The sequence below is a fragment of the Anaerolineales bacterium genome, from assembly GCA_022866145.1.
GTDB lineage: Bacteria > Chloroflexota > Anaerolineae > Anaerolineales > E44-bin32 > PFL42.
Window position 1 is genome coordinate 1 of sequence record JALHUE010000277.1, and the last position, 1,647, is coordinate 1,647.

At 67.3% G+C, this 1,647-nt stretch carries 2 protein-coding genes; both read right to left on the minus strand.

Translation table 11 applies throughout. The features are described from left to right. Positions 1–411 (minus strand): hypothetical protein (locus MUO23_08640; GenBank protein MCJ7513023.1); only part of this gene is annotated, 411 nt, incomplete at its 3' end. Positions 412–791: 380 nt separating this feature from the next. After that, positions 792–1,319: a hypothetical protein gene (locus tag MUO23_08645; protein ID MCJ7513024.1), complete on the minus strand. Its 528-nt coding sequence runs from the start codon at positions 1,317–1,319 to the stop codon at positions 792–794. Positions 1,320–1,647: the final 328 nt, after the last annotated feature.

A 1,647-nucleotide genomic window follows, 5' to 3' on the forward strand; every position in this document is an offset into this window, starting at 1 on the left:
GGCGCCATCCGGCGAATTCGGCATGGCGGAGATCTCGCTGAAGGCCAGCATCCGACCAGGATCTTCCAGGAAGGCGCGAATGCTCGCGATATGAAGCGACTGCTCGATGGTCGTTTCTGTCCCGTCCGGCGACAGGTAGCAGAGCTCGGTCAGACTGGCACGCTCGGCCAGGCTCAACTGCGCCAGATCCTCCCGCGTCAGGCAGGCAACTGGCGGTAGGTCAGGCGCAGATGCTTGCGGCGCCAAGGCTGACGTCGGAGCCTCAGCCGGGACGGAGCCAGGCGGCGCGGCCGGCGATGTGGCCGACCCGGCCGGCTGGCAGGCGGCCAGCAGCGCACTGAGGCTGATCACTGTGATCAACGCCCGGCGAACCCGCCGTTCCCTGGGAGGCTGATGGAAGTACCGAGACACGGGAGAGGAAACCGCATCTAGGGTGAAAGGGGTTGCACCCCAACTATCACATTTGAGATTCGCTTCACCTTGACTAGCGATCCTCACCGTCCTGCCAGAAATGAACATCGGCAATGTCTCCTGCCGCCGCGTCGTGGGCGGTATTTGTGCGTAGGCATGGCTGTCGCCTCGACGGCTGGCAATCGTACCACCCGCGCAGCGGGCTGGGCGCGCGACTGACAGAGATATCACTCCGCCTGGGAGAGGCCGGTGAGGCCGGCTGCGATCCGCTCGCGCCCGCTGGGGCGCGGCGCGACTCTTCGGCCCGAGGCCCACAGCCGCTCGACCTTTCAGCAAGCTGGGTTGCGCCTGGCGGCCAACCTGCTGCGTGTGTACGCAGGTCAAGGTGAGTTCACCGGCAGGTCCATCACCTTGTACTGCCCTGAGTCATCGGCGGCCACGACAAAGCGGAAGACCGACCGTGGCAGCTGTCCCCCCTGGCCGCAGCAAGGACCGATGGTGAAGGCCGAGCCATCATCGGCGGCGAACTGCACGGCGAAGGCGAAGCCGCCCGGCGCTGTGCCGGGTTCGGCCTTCACAGCCAGAGTCGGCAGACACTGAAAGCCGTTGCGTGTGCAGGCGGCCTCCCACAGATCGACCACATTGTCGGGCGGGATCCCAGGATTCATCTGCCACAGCGGCTCGTACGATCCGCCAAACCAATCGGCGGCCTCGGCGAATTGCCCGTCGTGCAGCCGAGCGAAGAAGGTGACCAGTGCCTCTTCAGCTGCGGCCTCGGCGGAAGCCGACTGTGGCGGCGGGGCGCCCTCCGGCGACACTTTGCACCCAGCCACAAGCCCAGCCAGGGCGAGGGCCCCAGCGAGCGCCCAGAGCCACACGCTCTCCGCAGCCAGCGACGCACGACCCATTCGGTCTCCGACGAGGGCCTGTCGCAGGCGCTGAGAGCTTGTCCGGATCCTGTCGCCCTCCATGGGAATGGCGCGACGCATCAAGCGTGGCGCATGTCGGGCGTAGGCACGGGCGGGCGCGCGGTCGGCACGGACCGCGCCCTGGTCGTGCCTGCATATACGGCCGCGGCTCAACCTCATGGGCCCCTGCTCAAGCGGATGAAGACTCGCCCCCGACTGGCCTGGGCCAGCCGGGCCGGGTCGAGCTGTCCGCTAGCATCCGTCGCGAGCCCAAAGTAGCGGGCGTGCGCTGGCCTGGCGGCCAAGTGACGCTTGAGTTGATGCTCGA